General features: G+C 46.3%; 15 protein-coding genes. 8 read left to right on the top strand and 7 right to left on the bottom strand.

Features of this window, described 5'->3' with window-relative positions:
• Positions 1–262 precede the first annotated feature (262 nt).
• From prfB to L0660_RS20915, 4 genes are all read left to right on the top strand, one after another.
• Positions 263–1,337, top strand: a protein-coding gene (gene prfB / locus L0660_RS20930; protein WP_157486611.1) for a peptide chain release factor 2 whose coding sequence is annotated in 2 segments (ribosomal slippage) — positions 263–322 and positions 324–1,337 — 1,074 coding nt in all. Because the reading frame shifts where the segments join, the coding sequence is not laid out codon by codon here.
• 84 nt (positions 1,338–1,421) lie between these two features.
• On the top strand, positions 1,422–2,210 hold the full coding sequence (locus tag L0660_RS20925) for an alpha/beta fold hydrolase (RefSeq protein WP_235161191.1): 789 nt from the start codon (positions 1,422–1,424) through the stop codon (positions 2,208–2,210).
• A 23-nt stretch (positions 2,211–2,233) separates the two neighbouring features.
• Positions 2,234–3,523 carry an MFS transporter gene (locus L0660_RS20920; protein WP_235161190.1) on the top strand — a complete coding sequence of 430 codons (1,290 nt, stop codon included), beginning with the start codon at positions 2,234–2,236 and terminating at the stop codon, positions 3,521–3,523.
• 80 nt (positions 3,524–3,603) lie between these two features.
• On the top strand, positions 3,604–4,038 hold the full coding sequence (locus L0660_RS20915) for a DoxX family protein (RefSeq protein ID WP_233794780.1): 435 nt from the start codon (positions 3,604–3,606) through the stop codon (positions 4,036–4,038).
• Between the two features lie 3 nt (positions 4,039–4,041).
• Here L0660_RS20915 and L0660_RS20910 read toward each other — a convergent pair whose 3' ends face one another.
• The 5 genes from L0660_RS20910 to L0660_RS20890 form a co-directional block, all read right to left on the bottom strand.
• Positions 4,042–4,917 (bottom strand): AraC family transcriptional regulator, encoded by an 876-nt coding sequence (locus tag L0660_RS20910; RefSeq protein ID WP_026629464.1) that lies wholly within the window; start codon positions 4,915–4,917, stop codon positions 4,042–4,044.
• A gap of 137 nt (positions 4,918–5,054) precedes the next feature.
• Entirely contained in the window at positions 5,055–5,405 is a 351-nt protein-coding gene (locus L0660_RS20905; RefSeq protein ID WP_235161189.1) for an RNA polymerase sigma factor, read from the bottom strand.
• Between the two features lie 31 nt (positions 5,406–5,436).
• Positions 5,437–6,408 (bottom strand): dihydrodipicolinate synthase family protein, encoded by a 972-nt coding sequence (locus L0660_RS20900; protein WP_235161188.1) that lies wholly within the window; start codon positions 6,406–6,408, stop codon positions 5,437–5,439.
• A gap of 24 nt (positions 6,409–6,432) precedes the next feature.
• Positions 6,433–8,016, bottom strand: a complete 1,584-nt coding sequence (locus tag L0660_RS20895) for a sodium:solute symporter (RefSeq protein WP_235161187.1) — start codon at positions 8,014–8,016, stop codon at positions 6,433–6,435.
• A gap of 127 nt (positions 8,017–8,143) precedes the next feature.
• The gene (locus L0660_RS20890) at positions 8,144–8,827 is read right to left on the bottom strand and encodes a TVP38/TMEM64 family protein (RefSeq protein ID WP_235161186.1); all 684 of its coding nucleotides are present in this window, start codon (positions 8,825–8,827) and stop codon (positions 8,144–8,146) included.
• 85 nt (positions 8,828–8,912) lie between these two features.
• Between L0660_RS20890 and L0660_RS20885 the strand changes: the two genes are divergently transcribed.
• Complete coding sequence (locus L0660_RS20885) at positions 8,913–10,115, top strand: cystathionine gamma-synthase (protein WP_255712401.1); 1,203 nt, start codon at positions 8,913–8,915, stop codon at positions 10,113–10,115.
• An 83-nt stretch (positions 10,116–10,198) separates the two neighbouring features.
• Positions 10,199–10,552: a DUF3127 domain-containing protein gene (locus L0660_RS20880; RefSeq protein ID WP_233794774.1), complete on the top strand. Its 354-nt coding sequence runs from the start codon at positions 10,199–10,201 to the stop codon at positions 10,550–10,552.
• Positions 10,553–10,633: 81 nt separating this feature from the next.
• Here L0660_RS20880 and L0660_RS20875 read toward each other — a convergent pair whose 3' ends face one another.
• Together L0660_RS20875 and L0660_RS20870 are read right to left on the bottom strand one after the other, a co-directional pair.
• Positions 10,634–11,287 (bottom strand): helix-turn-helix domain-containing protein, encoded by a 654-nt coding sequence (locus L0660_RS20875; RefSeq protein ID WP_235161184.1) that lies wholly within the window; start codon positions 11,285–11,287, stop codon positions 10,634–10,636.
• Positions 11,288–11,437: 150 nt separating this feature from the next.
• Positions 11,438–11,659, bottom strand: coding sequence for a DUF2795 domain-containing protein (locus L0660_RS20870; protein WP_013927448.1), 222 nt, complete (start codon positions 11,657–11,659; stop codon positions 11,438–11,440).
• Between the two features lie 277 nt (positions 11,660–11,936).
• Between L0660_RS20870 and L0660_RS20865 the strand changes: the two genes are divergently transcribed.
• Together L0660_RS20865 and L0660_RS20860 are read left to right on the top strand one after the other, a co-directional pair.
• Positions 11,937–12,665 (top strand): copper homeostasis protein CutC, encoded by a 729-nt coding sequence (locus L0660_RS20865; protein ID WP_233794772.1) that lies wholly within the window; start codon positions 11,937–11,939, stop codon positions 12,663–12,665.
• Between the two features lie 42 nt (positions 12,666–12,707).
• Positions 12,708–15,155 (top strand): penicillin acylase family protein, encoded by a 2,448-nt coding sequence (locus tag L0660_RS20860; RefSeq protein WP_235161183.1) that lies wholly within the window; start codon positions 12,708–12,710, stop codon positions 15,153–15,155.
• Positions 15,156–15,157 lie beyond the last annotated feature (2 nt).

Genomic DNA, 15,157 nt, shown 5'->3' with positions numbered 1-15,157 from the left:
AAATGGGTTGACAAAAATTTCCTGCAAAGTTAAGACGATTTGCCGGAAAGACTACATCTACAACGCCTCGTATTTGCCGTGAAACTGAGGGTTATTGCTATTTGTTGTAGCTTTGTTGCTTGCGGCCGGGCCTTGTCAGTCTGAGCGGAGCCGAAGACGCGTTACCAAGGAGTAGCGTGCCTTCGTCTCCGCTCAGGCTGACAGAGAGACTCATAGGCGACGGCCAACAAGACTATTTTCAAACTTAAATTCAAAAAATTCAATGACTGCAGAGCAATTGAAAGACTTGAAGGCCCGTGTAGAGGCTTTGGGGAGGTATCTTTGACTACGATAACCGAAAAAAACAACTAGAAGATCTTGAACAGCAGACCGTTCAACCGGAGTTCTGGAATGATTCAGAACGTGCCGAGAAAACAATGCGGGAAATCCGTGGATTGAAATTCTGGACCAATGGATACGAAGAACTTTCGCGCTTGCGGGACGATCTGGACACCATTTGGGAATTTTATGAAGCCGACGAAGCAACAGAGGAAGAAGTGGATGAAGAAGGCCTGAAACTTTCCAACAAGCTGGAAGAAGTGGAATTCCGGAAAATGATGGGGGAAGAAGGCGACGAACTGCCGGCTGTAATTGAGATTAATGCAGGCGCAGGCGGAACGGAGTCGCAGGACTGGGCATCCATGCTCATGCGCATGTACATTATGTGGGCTGAGAAAAATGGTTACAAGGTCCGGGAAGTGGATTTGCAGGATGGCGATGTGGCTGGTGTTAAGTCCGTTACATTGGAAATTGATGGTGAATACGCTTACGGGAATTTGAAATCAGAAAACGGCGTGCACAGGCTTGTCCGCATTTCTCCCTTCGATTCCAACGCCAGAAGGCATACTTCGTTCACATCCGTTTACGTGTATCCGCTGGCCGATGACAACATTGAAATTGATGTTAACCTCGCCGACATTACCTGGGACACCTATCGTTCCGGTGGAGCAGGTGGCCAGAATGTGAACAAAGTGGAAACCGCGGTGCGTTTGCACCATAAGCCTTCCGGGATCATCATTGCCTGTCAGCAGGAACGTTCGCAGTTGATGAACAAAGAAGTGGCTATCAGGCTTTTGAAGTCAAGGCTTTATCAGATCGAGCTCGAAAAACGGAATTCTGCACGCGCAGAAGTGGAAGCATCCAAGCGAAAAATCGAATGGGGCTCCCAGATCCGCAGCTACGTTCTCGACGACCGCCGCGTAAAAGACCACCGAACCGATCACCAGACATCGAACACAGATGCTGTATTGAATGGCGAGATCAATGATTTTATCAAGGCATATCTGATGGAGTCGTAAGATTTCTGAAAACAAAACCTCCTTGCAAGTCCAGGTCGATGGATATGCTTGGAGGTTTTTTTAATCCGCAATCCAAATCTATGTATGGCCTCTGACGTCCCACTCCCCTTTCACAAACTAGGCCGCGGAAACCGCATTCTCCTTGCATTTCACGGCATCGGGCAGGATGGGGCGAGTTGCTTCCGACCTTTTGAGAAGATGCTAGGCGAACGTTATACCATTTATGCTTTTGATCTCTATTTTCATGGGCTGAGTTGGGGGAGCCAGTCAGGGGTTGTTACCAAGCAGTTTTGGGTGGAACAGGTGCGGCATTTTCTTGAAACAGAGAAGATTGACAGTTTCGACATTGCCGGTTTCAGCATGGGTGGACGGTTTGCTTTGGCTACTTTGGAGGGTTTTTCGGAGCGGGTTAATGATGTATTTCTGATTGCTCCGGATGGGGTTTCGGAGCATCCGCTTTATTCGCTGGCGAGCCGCTTTGCTCCTGCACGGGGGCTTTTTCGCTGGTCTATGAAGCGTCCGGATGCCTTTTTTAAGGTTGCTGATGTGCTTCAAAAAGCTGGCTTGGTGAATGCGAGTTTGTATCGTTTTACGCAGCAAGTGCTTAATACACCTGAAAAACGGCAAACCATTTACAATTCCTGGGTCCATTTTCGGGATTTGCGATTTGACATTTCTGCGCTTTACCAGAAGGCTTCAATCAATAATGTTTCGATTTATTTGTTCGTAGGGCAATTTGATAAACTATTGAAACCCACAGCCGTCAGGCGACTTGCCGATTTAATTCCTAAAAACCAATATATTCAACTCAAAAGCGGTCATACGCAGCTGGTTGAGCAGGCGGCCTCATGGATTTTTGCTTTATTTAAGTAAATTGAGGAAACTAAACCCGCCGCATGCAGCAAACTTTACAGAAGAATGATACAAACTGGCGCCTGAAAGCCATTATGGGCGGCTCCGCCGGAAACTTGGTTGAATGGTACGACTGGTACGCCTATTCCGCTTTTTCCCTCTATTTTGCCAACAGCTTTTTCCCCGATTCCAATCCCACTGTTCAGCTTCTCAACACCGCCGGAATCTTCGCCGTGGGCTTTCTCATGCGCCCGATCGGTGGCTATATTTTTGGTAAACTGGCTGATACGAAAGGGAGAAAAGAGGCTATGACATTGTCGGTGCTGCTAATGTCGTTTGGCTCATTGCTGATTGCATTTCTGCCGGGTTATAACAGCATTGGCATAGCAGCGCCTATTTTATTGCTGGTTGCCAGGCTTTTGCAAGGGTTAAGCGTGGGAGGTGAATATGGAACTTCCGCCACGTATCTGAGCGAAGTCGCTACCAAAGAGCGGCGTGGATTCTATTCCAGCTTTCAATATGTGACATTAATAGGTGGCCAGTTGCTGGCATTGGGCTTACAGCTTATTCTTCAAAATGTATTTCTGGATGATAAGCAAATGCACGAATGGGGCTGGCGCATCCCTTTTGTGGTTGGCGCTGCACTTTCGCTGGTCGCCCTTTACCTGCGGACGCATTTAAATGAAACTGAGGCATTCATTGCCAAAGAGGAAACGATCAAGAAAAAAGGGTCTCTGAAAGAGCTTTTGAAGCATCCTAAGGCCATTCTGGTTGTGGTTGGGTTAACATTAGGCGGCACACTTGCCTTTTATACATACACCACTTACATGCAGAAGTTTCTGGTTAACACCGTCGGCCTGACCAAATATCAATCGACGATCCTGACATTCTGCTCTTTGTTGATCTTTGCGCTTTTGCAGCCCGTTTTCGGAGCATTGAGCGATAAAATAGGCCGTCGTCCGCTGCTGATTTCATTTGGTGTGCTGGGGACGATCTTCACTTATCCGTTGCTAAGCACATTAAGCCACACGACGGATATGTGGTCGGCATTTGGCCTGCTTATGGCGGCGCTCATCATTGTGAGCGGCTATACTTCCATTAACGCAGTTGTAAAAGCAGAGCTTTTTCCCGTGGAAGTGCGGGCTTTGGGCGTGGGGCTCCCGTACTCGATTACGGTTGCAGTTTTCGGCGGGACGGCAGAATATTTGGCGCTCTGGGCGAAGAACTTGGGTCATGAAAGTTACTATTACTGGTATGTTACTGGGTGCATATTTATCTCGCTCATCATTTATTTCAAAATGAAGGATACCAAACACACTTCGCTCATCGATTAGAGCCTTGGAAAAGATAAATTATCTCTTGACATAATCCATTCGAATGTATAACTTTCTGAAAACCAAAACTTTTAGAAGTTATGAACATGATGAACCGAATCGAGCATTGGGGCGATACGCATCATCCGGCATGGCTGGATATAGTTCGTATTGCTTTGGGAGTATTTCTGTTTGTGAAAGGCATCAGCTTTATCAGCGACACCACGCGCTTATCGAAGCTGGTAACAGGACTTGATCTTCATTTGTATACGGTTGCATCTGTGCATTACGTAGCGTTCGCACATATTTTTGGTGGATTTCTGATCGCACTTGGTTGCCTTACACGCATTTCTGCGATCATTCAAATTCCAATCTTGCTCGTCGCGGTATTTTTCGTCAACTTTCGCTCAGGATTTTCTTACCTGAACTCCGAACTCTGGCTTTCCATGATCACATTGATTCTGGTAGTCACTTTCGCCGTTGTCGGTTCCGGCAAGCTTTCGATGGATGAATGGATGAAAATGCACGACCGGTAGCCGTTAGATCAGCTCGGGTGCGGTTTTATACAAATATTTTCTTTTGTATTCCAATGGCGTCATATCCGTCACTTTCTTGAAATGCCGGTAAAAGTTGGAAACATTATTAAAGCCGCACTCAAAGCAAATCACTTCTGTCGCCAATTTATCCTCAATCAAAAACCGGCAAGCCTGGCTGATGCGGATTTCCACCAGAAAATCATTGTAAGTCTTCTTGGTCATTAATTTGAAATAACGGCAAAAGGAAGTTATCCCAAGGTTCGCAATGGACGCGACGTCCTGCAAGGAAATGTCGTTTCGGTAGTTTGAGAGCGTATAGGCATATATTTTGTTAAGCCGCAACGTTTCCGAATCATTGGATTTGTAAAAGGCGTGTGCCGATGCGATGGTTTCTAAATCTGTTGCTTCCGCCAGAATCTTTAATATAGAAAGCAATGCAATCAGCCTGTCCAGGTTTTGCGCATTAACGGCCGCTTTCATCAATGGAATAATCCCCTCCTTTGCTTTGCCTTTAATCAAAAGTCCGCGCCGCGCTTTTTCGTAAAGTTTGGGGATTTGATACGCTTCCGGCAATTGTAGCAATTCACTTCCCAGACAATTAGGCAAAAAGTGAACAATGATCACCTCCACAGCTGTATTGCTCGAACCCTCTTCAACACGCCAGGTGTGCGGCAGGTTTTCGCCCAGCAGAATGAGCTCTCCGTCTGAAAAATTGCTGATATTATCTCCGATGAACCGCACGCCGGTTCCCTTAATCAGGTAATGAAGCTCCAATTCAGGATGGTAATGCCATACTGTGCCGAAGCCGGAATCTTTGTCGTGGCGGATGCTGAAAGAAGTCCGGGACGCAATCGGAACTTTATGAAAGTGCGGTTTCATTTTTAAAAATCTTCTTGACAACATTATGTTGCCAACATTCAATCTAAAAAGAAATTTTTTGGAATATCTATCTACGTTTATCGTAAAAAGTTTAAAATAGTTATATCAAATCCGGCAATTATTTTAATTTACTATGGTTACTTCTTATGGCTGGTCGAAAATGCCTGATTGCTGCTGAAAGAATGGATCTTGTTCAAAAATCTTTCCTTGGCCGCCGGATTGTTGTAGCGGTTCATCTGGCAAAAGATTTCACTTTTTAAATTTAAAAAAAGATAAGCCTGAAAATTTTCCTCTGCTTTAATGTCAACACGCTGGTCCCAAATTCTTGCAAAAACGCTTTCCGTAATCGTTTCAGCCTCTTTTTGATCTTTTAAAATCACTGTGCAGAATTTCACCGCAGGAAAGTAAAAGTATGAGCAAAGTTGCGTGAAAGCAGCCTCATCCCCCTGTTTGATCTGATAAAGAATGTGTTGATTTGGGAAATCCATAGCTTTAAGAATTAAGGGTAGAAATGGTTTTTTATTTAACCAGGTTCTTTTTAAAAATGCTGGTAATGCCTAATGATGCCTGTAAATGCTCCACTTCTTCCAGCAATTCGTCCATTTGTGACTGTAATGCGGGCGTTAATGCATCCACTTCCCTTCTTGTGTAAGTGGAGATCGGGAAGCCGCGGCGTTTCAGGCTGTACTTGGCAATCGTAGGATAAGCGGAGTGGACAACGTCCATGGAATCTTCCAGAAACTGCTGCACTTCGGCAAGCGCATCCGCTGCCGCCGGATCATTGTAATGCTCACATATCCAGACGACAAGCTCCGGAAAAATATTACCTTGAATGCACGATAGCCCCGCAGCGCCCGCCCGGAGCGATGCCACTGCATTCACCATATAGGCATCGTAAAGACCAAACTTATGTCCATCCGCGACGGCTATCCGCCGCTTCACTTCATCCAGATCCAGACTGGTATCTTTATGGTAAATGATGCGGCCCGTCAACATGAGCGTTTCCAGTATTTTACTGTTAATCAATCGTTTGTAAGGAACGGGACACTCATACAGTCCAAGAGGAATGCTATCTGTAAGCGAGATCAGTTCAAGAATGCGGCTGGTAAAAACCTCATCTGATTCTGTTTCTTCGGCCATAAGTCCCGTAATGACGATTACAGCCTGCACACCGGTTGCATATATACGTTTTGTAAATGCCGCCTGCTCGGCTACACTTCCAGGAAAAGTGCCCGTTGCAACCACCGGCACCCGGCCATCCACCTGATCCACAACAGTCTGAGTTACATCCAGGCGCTCCTGCTCCGACAATTCAAACATTTCACTTGACAAGCAATTGGCAAACAAGCCCGTTGCACCGGCTTCCAGATACAGCTCTGTTAATGCTCTTAATCCAACATAATCCACCGCTCCTGATTTAAGAAACGGGGTTAACATAACAGGGATGAATCCTTGGGGCAATGAGTCAGAGGAGGGTGTTGCGTAGTTCATGATATTGATGTCGAATGTATTGTGTTAGTGTTTGTCTGCAAAAACTTCTTCTTCCGGCTGCGTTTTGCCTTTCAGCCTCGTCAGCAACATGCCGGTTAAAAATATCGTAAGCGTGCCTACGACCATGATCATATTCTGATGCAGCGGGTTACGCAGATATTCATATTGGGCGGGAAGTTGTGTAGAAAATGTCATCCAGATAATAACCGCAATGCCTATTAATGTGGCAGTCAGCGCTTCCGTGTTTTTAGTTGATCTTGATACAATGCCCAGTAAGAATAGCCCCAGCATTCCACCGGCGAAAATTCCCGAAAGCATCCACCACACATCCAGCACACTTTTCACCCCGATCATGGCAATTCCGGTGATCATTCCCAGCAGTCCGAAAACCGTCGTAGCAATGTATAGCAGCCGCAACGACTCCTTTTGTGTGAGATCCGATTTGATATATTTTTGATAAATATCCACAGAGAATACGGTTGCCGATGCATTCATGCCAGAGCTGATCGTGCTCATTGCAGCAGACATAATGGCGGCAATAATGAGTCCTAGCAAGCCCACGGGCACTTTGTTAACCATAAAATGCGGCATTACCTTATCGCCATAATCGGCTGGGGTCAATGTGGAAGCCAATTGGGCAATGGCCTGGGAAGAGCCGTTCGGCAATCGTTCTGTTGCCACCTGCATGCGTACAATGTTGAGCAGCTCAGGATTGCTTTGGTAGTATGCGTAAAGACAAGATCCAAGTAAAAAAAATATCAGCGAAACGGGCAAATAAAGATAAACGCAAAGCCAAACCGAACTGGCTGCCTCTTTAATCGACGAGGTCGTATGATAGCGTTGGACGTAATTCTGGTCCATGCCGAAATTGTTCAGGTTCATGAAAAACCCATATAGCAGCACCACCCAAAACGATGCTTGCGTAAAATCAGGCGCAAAACTCCCCAGACTAAATTTGTCATTGGCCTTACCGATTTCCACGATCTTTGGAAAACCTCCTTCCATTCCTGACACCACCAGGTAAAGAATTACAAATGCGCCCACCGTTTTAATCACCCCTTGCACAACCTCCGTCCAGATCACCGCCTCCATTCCGCCCATTACCGTGTAAAGCACAATGCAAATGCCCACTACGATCATGATTGTAGACATGGGGTAACCCGTAAGCGCCTGAAGACTCAATGCAATTCCAAAAAAGATAGAACCCATTCTGGCCAGTTGAGTAAGCAAAAAGCAGACTACGGCATAAGTTCTTGCCCAGGGACCAAAACGCTCTTCCAGATGCGTATAAGCAGAAACTGCTCCTGTATTTCTGTAAAAAGGAATGAAAAACTTCGTTGCAACCCAGGCAGCAAATGGCATGGATAAGCTGAAAACAAACGAATTCCAGTTGCTCCCATAAGCTTTTCCGGGAACGCCTAAAAATGTGTTGCTGCTTAAAAAAGTAGCGTAAATGGAGATTCCTATTGCCCAGCCCGGAATTTTGCCCGAAGCTTTCGTAAACTGGTCGGTGCTGTTGTTGTTGCGCGAAAAATAAATGCCGACACCAACCATCCCAACCAGGTAGGCAATAACGATGACGAGATCGACGAATGGTAAGGATTTCATTAAACTTTTCGGACAATTATAACTTTATGACAAAGAAACAGGATCGAACCACTGGATTTATGTCGTTTTATGCCTATTTATTGTACGATATTACCAAAGGAGAGCCGCTTTGAAAAGCGTAATGTGATTATTCTGCTATCTTCTTGTCTTTGAAGAAATAACCGATGCCAATTGTCGAGACGACGATGAGGAGGATCAATATAATTTTTGTCGCTAAACCCTCATTAGGATGTTCCAGCAGATAACGAATGTCACGCGCTTCACGGCCCGCCCAAACTGCCAGGACCGTTCGCGGAATCATTCCCAGCGTCCCGCCAGCAATCACTTGTTTGAACCGCGCGCCTGCCATAGCGAAAAAAAGGTTGGTAATGGCGAAAGGCAGAACGGGTGAAAGTTTAGCGAAAAATATCAGCCTTAATTCATTTTGATAAAACCTGCGGAGCAGCGAGTTCACTTGCGGGTAAACCTGGATCAGATAACCGCGGATGGAAGATGCGTGCAGGAAATTAGCAGAAGCGTAAATGATAGCGATTGCGCCCAAATTCAAGCCAAAAAGCAAGGGTAATGCGGTCCATCCCAGGAAATATCCGTAAACCAATGCCAGAAACGTGGGCGGAGTAAGTGCGACGGAGGATGCCAATGTTAATATAAGCGTTGCGATAACCCACCATTCAAAAGGCCAGCTGCGCAGCTGACTCTCATGCCCAACGGCCCAGGCCGTTGCTATGGAGGTTGTAACAAGCGGAACCACCGTCAGCAGGATGCTTATGATGACGGGTAATGATAACTTTTTGGGGGAGGAAGTCTCCAATGCTTTTCTGTTTAACTTTTTAGTTCGTTCCGCGTATAATGATAACCACTTGTTTGGTTAAAAGGTTTTTCCTAATCTTGACTTTATGCCTTGTTCTTCTTGCCACGGTCCGCCGCGCGGTGCATCCGTGGCAAACAAAATCACAAACATGAAATTCGCAACAAAAGCCATACATGCCGGCGTGGAGCCGGACCCGACCACCGGCGCTATTATGACGCCCATTTACCAGACGTCCACCTACGTGCAGGAGAGTCCGGGCAAGCATAAGGGCTACGAATATTCCCGCACCCATAATCCCACGCGAACCGCATTGCAAAATGCACTTGCCGCATTGGAAAATGGCAAACACGGCATTTGCTACGCATCCGGGCTCGCTGCCACCGACGCGGTGCTGAAATTATACAAGCCCGGCGACGAAATTATCGCCACCAACGACATTTACGGGGGCACCTACCGCATTATGAAACGCATTTTTGAGCCATTCGGAATGGTTTTCAAATTTGTGGATATGAGCAATGTTACAAATGTGAGGAACGCAATTTCTGAGAAAACCAAAATGATATGGATCGAAACGCCCACCAATCCGCTGCTCAAAATCGTGAACATTAAAGCCATAACCAATCTCTGCCGGGAAAAAGGGTTTCACAGCGTTGTCGACAATACATTTGCCTCGCCCTATTTGCAGAATCCGCTGGATATGCACGCCGATATCGTCATGCATTCGGTGACAAAATATCTCGGCGGGCATTCAGACACGGTGATGGGCGCGTTGATTACCAATGATGACGAGCTGGCTAAGCAATTGGCATTCATTCAAAATGCCAGCGGCGCGGTTCCGGGTCCGCAGGATTGTTTTTTGGTTTTGAGAGGAATAAAAACACTGCATATCCGCATGCAGCGGCATTGTGAAAACGCATTGGAAGTGGCCCAATGGCTCGAAGCGCATCCAAAAGTTGGAAAGGTTTACTATCCCGGGCTGCCCTCGCACCCATCCTATGACCTGGCCAGCAGGCAAATGCGCGGTTATGGCGGCATGTTGTCATTTGAATTAAAAGGCGATGTGTATGAAGAAGCCGTGCGCGTGATGGAAAACCTGGAAGTTTTTTCCTTAGGCGAATCATTGGGAGGCGTGGAATCGCTTTGCACGCATCCGGCTAGTATGACGCACGCCAGCATTCCCAAAGAAGAGAGGCTCAAAACAGGCTTAAAAGACACATTAATCCGCCTCAGTGTCGGAATTGAAGACGTGGAAGACCTGATAGCCGATCTGGAACAGGCCATCGGATAGGTTGTTGTTTGCTTTGCAATCAAAGTTCAAAAACCTTACTTTTGGCATCACATTTTTTTCAGGCACTAAAAAATATAATCATAATGGAATTAACAGGAACGGTCATCGCTTTGCTTCCCGAAGTAACAGGACAGGGAAAAAACGGAGCTTGGCGCAAGCAGGAATTCATTCTGGAGATCCCTTCTCAATATCCTAAAAAAGTATGCATCGCGCTGTGGGGAGATAAAATCGACCAGGCCAACTTGCAGATCAACGACCAGGTAACGGCGTCGATCGACGTGGAAAGCCGCGAATACAATTCTCGCTGGTATACCGAGGTTAAGGCATGGAAAGTGGACAAAGCAGGAAGCGGCAACTCAGGCTCGAACGCAGGCGGTCAGCCATTACCACCCGTAACCACATTCAGCGAAGACGAATCGGACGATCTTCCTTTCTAAAATCAAGCATATAAAATCCCGGCTCCGCACATTGCTATGGACAGCAAATGGTGCAGAGCCGGGATTTTTATTTTTTTGATACTAATTGGATTGATAAGCCATTGACATCGTAAACTTATCGATCATTTCGTGCGGATGCACTTCCAGGATCCGCGCCAGCACCATCACGACCAAAGTGTTGGAAGCAATTTTTCTCGGAATTCCAGCGAAGGCAGCAAACAGATCCACCGTAACAGATTCCTTTTCGTCCAGAAGCTTCATCAGCTTTTCCTCCTTATCACCATACTGAAAACGGATATCCCGCTCGCCTCTTCCCCTGCGCATGATTTCTTTCATTTCCCGGCTAGCCTGGATTGATTTGTCTTCAACGCGGATATAAGCCTGCCGGTTTCCCGTGTTGTCCACCACATAATGCGGCTTATCAATACTTTTGGGAATGGTCAGCACGAGCACATCGCGGTCCGAACTTACCGGGATCCTTTCTTTTTTATAGCTGATTTTGGGATAAATAAGTTTGTCGATGGCCTTCGTGAGTGTGTACTCATCTTCCTCCGCATCTTTCAGGCCTTTTATCGTTTTGTCGTCTCCCACCCCGACGAAGAGTTTCCCACCACCGGAGTTAGCAAATGCCACAACCTCACGGACGATCTTTTCCGGGTGATTGGATTTCAACTTGAATTCCAAATGTTCACCCTCACCTTTCTTAACCAACTCTTTCAATAATCGAAGCTCCATCGGTTGGAATGGATAGATATCTGAACTATGATAACGCTAACAATTTACATTCCTTTTATCAGATAAAAAAAATAATGCGCAGCAGATTCTGTAAAAGTTTTCGGGCATTGGGACAAAAAAAACGGCACTGGTTAGTGCCGTCCTCTCTATCTAGTATTCATCTTCGTTGAAAAAGAAATCGTCTTTGGTGGGATAATCGGGCCAAATTTCTTCAATGCTTTCATAAGGCTGACCGTCATCTTCAAGCTCCTGTAGGTTTTCAACTACTTCTAACGGAGCGCCTGTTCTGATTGCAAAGTCAATTAGCTCGTCTTTGGTAGCTGGCCAGGGAGCATCTTCAAGATATGACGCGAGTTCGAGAGTCCAGTACATAATATTTTCGCCTATTAATAGTTACTTACTTTTCTGCAAAAGTAAAAAATTTGACATCTTTTAAAAGCTTAAAGCGAAAAAAAACAAAAATAATTGCTTCCCTCAAAATTTAATTTTCCCAATATTACTAATCCTCTATTTACCAACCAGTTACAATATTCAAGAAGCCAATAAAGTCGCAGCAGATATGCCTAAGCCTTTGCGTACAATTCCCAGCCACTGTCTTCAATCCTGAAAACCTTTTTGTAATTTTCCCAATCATTATAAAAGCAATATTATGACTATTGAAGTTTGCGCTTATTCTTTGGAATCTTGTATCAATGCACAGGCTGGCGGCGCAGGGAGGATTGAATTGTGCGGCGGACTGGGCGAAGGCGGGACAACGCCCAGCGCAGGCTTGATAGAACTCGTAAGACAACACATTGATATCGATATTTTTGTCATGATCAGGCCCCGTGGCGGCGATTTCGTTTACGATATTTTCGAGGAAGAAATCATGAGAAAGGATATTGATCTGGCTAAAAAATTAGGGGCAAATGGTGTAGTATTAGGCATTTTAACCAGTGACGGCCAGGTCGATGTCACTCGTACGAAGTCGCTCGTAGAGCATGCGAAACCTATGAAAGTGACATTCCACCGCGCATTTGACCTTACGCCTGACCCTGTTAAAGCATTGAAAGCAGTAATTGAAACAGGCGCTGAGCGCATTCTGACCTCCGGCCAGAAACCAACCGCAGTGGAAGGCATTGCGCTGCTGGAACAGCTTTCAAAGGAAGCAGGGGATTCAATCGAAATCATGGCGGGAGCTGGTGTAAACCATGATAATGCTGCCCAGTTAGCGGCGGCTGGTGTGCATTCGCTGCATCTGACGGCCAAGGCATTCCGTCCGGGTCGACAGAAATACTTCCCGGCAGACATTTCTATGGCAGGTGGCATTCCCGACGAACATTCGGTTATGTATGCCGATCTGGCTCTCGTTGAGGCTATTGTGCAAGTAGTTTCCTGATGCCGCGCGACTTTTAAAAGTGCGCCACCCAATTCTCCCTCTATGAAGTATTTGAAAGCTTTTGTTTCACTCGCTGCGACAATTTGCCTTGTTTATTTCCTGAACAAGCCCCTCGGCCCGGCTCCCGCATTAGGCCCGTTTTTGAGTCCGTTTACTGGGTTTGGGCAAAATGGCGACAAGGTCATTGATAAGGGAGGGGAAGAAATCCTGAAACTCAGCGGACTGAAAGAGGAAGTGACGATCCGTTACGACGACGCGGGTGTTGCCCATATTTTTGCCAAAAACAACTTTGACCTTTTCTACGCACAGGGCTTTGTAACGGCTAAGGACCGACTTTGGCAAATGGACTTGCAAATACGCGCTGCCTCGGGGAGACTTTCGGAAGTGCTGGGCAAGGCAACATTGGAAATGGACCAGCAAAGCAGGCGGCTGGGTATGCGTTATGGTGCCGAAGCCAACATTCAGGTGGCTATGAAAGACCCGCAATCAAGGGAAGCGCTGCTAGGGTATACCGCTGGCGTGAATGCGTATATTGACCAGCTCGCGCCGAAAGATTATCCCATTGAGTTTAAGCTGCTGGGTTACAAGCCGGAAGCATGGAAGCCGATCAATACGATGTATATGCTGGAACAGATGACATTAACATTGGCCGGGCGGTCCAATGAGCTCAATATGAGCAATGTCTTGAAGAAGTACGGCGAAAAAGTGGTCAATGATCTGTTCCCGGATTATCCAATGTTCCAGGAAAGCCCTATCATTCCGTCAGGGACGAAGTGGGATTTCGAGCCGCTTCCTATTCCTGGAAAGCCTAGTAATCATGCCAACAGCGACAGTCTGGCCCGATTCAAAAAAATTCCCGGTGCATTAACGCAACGGGAAGCGAAACCGGAGGGGATTGGCAGTAATAACTGGGCAGTGAGCGCGGAGAAATCGATCACCGGCTATCCTATCCTTGCCAATGATCCGCACCTGGAACTCACATTGCCGTCCATTTGGTATCAGGTTCAACTGCATTCGCCGTCGATGAATGTTTATGGCGTTTCGCTGCCAGGTATTCCGAGTGTGATTATCGGTTTCAATCAGCATGTGGCCTGGGGTGTTACCAATACGGATGCAGATGTTTTTGATTTATATAAAATAAAATTCAAAGACGAATCCAGGGCGCAATACTGGCATGATAACCAATGGAAACCGACCAGGAAACGCATGGAGCAAATTCATGTGAAGGGACAGGCGCAGCCTTACGAAGAGGAAGTTATATACACCCATCACGGACCGGTTACAGAAACAGACAACAGCTCGGGAAAACATCCGGAATTAGCCATCAAATGGATTGGACACGAGGCCGGAAATAGCTTTCTGACATTTTATGAGCTGAATAAGGCCAAAAATTATGACGATTACCGCAAGGCACTGACCTATTATGTGGGCCCCGCGCAAAATTTTATTTTTGCAGATAACAGCAAGAATATTGCGCTTACTGTAAATGGCAAGTTGCCATTGAAATACAAGGAACAAGGGAAATTTGTACTTGATGGCACGAATGCATCGGAAGACTGGCAGGGCTGGATCCCGGCAGCACAGAATCCATATGTGAAAAATCCGAAAAGAGGTTTCGTCAGCAGTGCAAACCAATCCTCCACTGATCCCTCCTATCCTTATTTTATCAACTGGGTTTTCGCTCCCACGGAACGCGGCGTGCGTATTAATGAGCGACTAATGTCCATGACAAGCGCCAATGCCGATAGTTTGAGAATGTTACAAAACGATAATTTCAGTGTTTTGGCAAGAAACATTTTACCGAAACTATTGGAAATATTAAAACCAAAAACATTAACTCCCTCTCAGAAAGCCGCAGCCATCACACTGGCTAACTGGAACTATCAAAACGCACCTGAATCGGTTGCTACCTCTATTTTTGAAGAATGGATGCCATTGCTGCACGCTGGCATATGGAATGACGAATTCGGTGAAAACCTGGAATATCCTACGCGTGACCGAACATTATATATGATCATCCACGAGCCTGATAAAAAATGGTTTGACAACATTGCAACCCCTGAAAAGGAAACGCTGGCCGATCTGACGGTAAGCAGCTTTAAAGCGGCACTCGACACCTTAACCAAGCACCACGGCCCGATGAGCCAATCGTGGCAGTGGGCGAAGGTGAAAGGGACGGAAATCAGGCATTTGAGCAGAAGCCTTAAACCATTTAATGCGCCGCCGTTGAAAGTGGGTGGTGGCCGCAGCATTGTAAATGCGATTACAAAACGGAACGGACCTTCCTGGCGGATGGTGGTGGAGCTGGGGCCTGTGCCACGGGCTTATGGCATTTATCCGGGCGGACAATCGGGGAACCCGGGAAGTCCTTATTATTTGAATTTGTTAAAAAAATGGGAAAACGGGGAGCTTAATGAGCTCATCTATCTACTTGAACCAGCTCAGAAGCATCCGCGTATGACATCCAGTGTAAAGCTTCAAAAACCTTAATC

Origin of the sequence: Dyadobacter sp. CY351 (assembly GCF_021502625.1) — a bacterium.
In the GTDB taxonomy this organism is placed as follows: Bacteria; Bacteroidota; Bacteroidia; order Cytophagales; family Spirosomataceae; genus Dyadobacter; species Dyadobacter chenhuakuii.
The sequence above is the reverse complement of the archived record's forward strand: the minus strand, read 5'-3'. Positions and strand labels throughout refer to the sequence as shown.

What these genes read in the sequence shown, in the direction of transcription:
- L0660_RS20870 (WP_013927448.1), bottom strand. Translation starts at nt 11,659, where the DNA reads ATGTACTGGACTCTCGAACTCGCGTCATATCTTGAAGATGCTCCCTGG.
- L0660_RS20865 (WP_233794772.1), top strand. Translation starts at nt 11,937, where the DNA reads ATGACTATTGAAGTTTGCGCTTATTCTTTGGAATCTTGTATCAATGCA.
- L0660_RS20875 (WP_235161184.1), bottom strand. Translation starts at nt 11,287, where the DNA reads ATGGAGCTTCGATTATTGAAAGAGTTGGTTAAGAAAGGTGAGGGTGAA.
- L0660_RS20900 (WP_235161188.1), bottom strand. Translation starts at nt 6,408, where the DNA reads ATGAACTACGCAACACCCTCCTCTGACTCATTGCCCCAAGGATTCATC.
- L0660_RS20880 (WP_233794774.1), top strand. Translation starts at nt 10,199, where the DNA reads ATGGAATTAACAGGAACGGTCATCGCTTTGCTTCCCGAAGTAACAGGA.
- L0660_RS20910 (WP_026629464.1), bottom strand. Translation starts at nt 4,917, where the DNA reads ATGAAACCGCACTTTCATAAAGTTCCGATTGCGTCCCGGACTTCTTTC.
- L0660_RS20915 (WP_233794780.1), top strand. Translation starts at nt 3,604, where the DNA reads ATGAACATGATGAACCGAATCGAGCATTGGGGCGATACGCATCATCCG.
- L0660_RS20925 (WP_235161191.1), top strand. Translation starts at nt 1,422, where the DNA reads ATGGCCTCTGACGTCCCACTCCCCTTTCACAAACTAGGCCGCGGAAAC.
- L0660_RS20860 (WP_235161183.1), top strand. Translation starts at nt 12,708, where the DNA reads ATGAAGTATTTGAAAGCTTTTGTTTCACTCGCTGCGACAATTTGCCTT.
- L0660_RS20905 (WP_235161189.1), bottom strand. Translation starts at nt 5,405, where the DNA reads ATGGATTTCCCAAATCAACACATTCTTTATCAGATCAAACAGGGGGAT.
- L0660_RS20885 (WP_255712401.1), top strand. Translation starts at nt 8,913, where the DNA reads ATGCCTTGTTCTTCTTGCCACGGTCCGCCGCGCGGTGCATCCGTGGCA.
- L0660_RS20895 (WP_235161187.1), bottom strand. Translation starts at nt 8,016, where the DNA reads ATGAAATCCTTACCATTCGTCGATCTCGTCATCGTTATTGCCTACCTG.
- L0660_RS20920 (WP_235161190.1), top strand. Translation starts at nt 2,234, where the DNA reads ATGCAGCAAACTTTACAGAAGAATGATACAAACTGGCGCCTGAAAGCC.